1 protein-coding gene is annotated in these 1,487 nt (G+C 30.4%); it reads right to left on the bottom strand.

What is annotated here, in order from left to right:
• Window positions 1–41: 41 nt before the first annotated feature.
• Window positions 42–1,358 (bottom strand): ISL3-like element ISSha1 family transposase, encoded by a 1,317-nt coding sequence (locus HMPREF3239_RS00770; protein WP_011274424.1) that lies wholly within the window; start codon window positions 1,356–1,358, stop codon window positions 42–44.
• Window positions 1,359–1,487 lie beyond the last annotated feature (129 nt).

Below are 1,487 nucleotides of genomic sequence, written 5' to 3'. Positions count from 1 at the left end.
GGCTCTACGTCAAATCGGACTGATGAGTCCAAATATTGAGATTAAGCAACCTTAGGTTGTTTAATCTCTTTTTTTGTTGTTGACGCAAATAGTCGCGAAGTTATAATAATTCGATTACGTAAATTATCATAATTTCTATAACCAAAAGATACCCTTTTAATGAGTTTGATTTTATTATTAATTCCTTCTAACGGACCGTTGGTCAGGTTAGAATATGTCATAGTATTTTCAATGAAAGCTGCTAATCGTCTTAAAGTTCTAATGACTGGGCGTAATTTAGGACACACATCTGAAAGATGAATAGAAAAGAGTTTATGATTAAATTTCTCTATTTGATTTTCTTTTAATAATCTTCTTAGCTCATGAACGTAGTGGTATGTATTAAATAGTTCTACATCTACACCTAATAAGTAATTTATAATGCCTTTTTCGGTTTTCCACTCTTTAAATAAATGGACTTTATGATAATTAAAAGCTTCTAGCGTTTCAAAAGGTTTAAGAAATAGTTTCCAATAACTTTTATATTTATTATAGAGGGGTCTATTAGAGGTTCTATAACAATTCATTACATGAACTCTAGACATATTTAACGCTCGATTTAAAGATTGAACAATATGAAAACGATCAATAATAATCTTCGCGTTAGGAAATAATTGTTTGATTAGTGACATATATGGTTCATACATATCAATCGTGACTGTTTTGACTTTTTGTCTGAGTTTCAAAGAATAGCGATAAAAATGATCTTTTAGCGATTTTAACTTACGATCCGCTACCACATCTACGATGCGGTGCGATACAGCATCTGCATAAATAAAACTCATTTTTCCGATAACATTTTTAACACTTTTAAATTCGTCCATCATTAAGTGTTCAGGTAAAGCATCAAAAGAAGACTGACCTACGTCGCTTGCCGCTTGATTAATCACTCTAGACACAGTCATTGATGATACTAAGCATGACTTAGCGATAGATTTTTGAGAGCGGTATTCTTGTGCTTTATCTAAAACTGCAAGTTTTGTTTTATTAGAAATAAAGCAATGAGCGTCGACAATATTAGATTTAGCAGTAAAATGACTGTCACATGATTTACAATAAAATCTTTGTTTTTGAAGTTCTAAATAAGCGGGCATTTCCATAATTTTAAGTAAAGTAATCGTTGAGGTTTTCTTACCATTTTTTACTATTGAGAAATTTTCATTTTTAGTTGAACAATTTTCACAATGTGTAGGTTGATAAGTGAGCTCGGCATAGTAAAACAAGCTCATTCGTCCTTTATGTTTTTTCTCAATCACTTCATCTGAAAAATTTAGATTTTTATCTTTAATTCTTAATGTATTTAATATAGACTTACACATAGGCGCATTACCTTTCTTTTTATTTTGTTTGGTAGCTAATAATTATAGAGGTAATTGCGCCATTTTTGTATTCAAACATAAAAATTGGACTGATGATTTTTAGTCATCAGTCCAATTTATTATAGAGCC

It is taken from the genome of Staphylococcus sp. HMSC34C02 (assembly GCF_001838705.1).
Lineage (GTDB): Bacteria > Bacillota > Bacilli > Staphylococcales > Staphylococcaceae > Staphylococcus > Staphylococcus borealis.
Note: the sequence above shows the minus strand (reverse complement) of the source record. Positions and strands in the feature narration are given on the sequence as shown.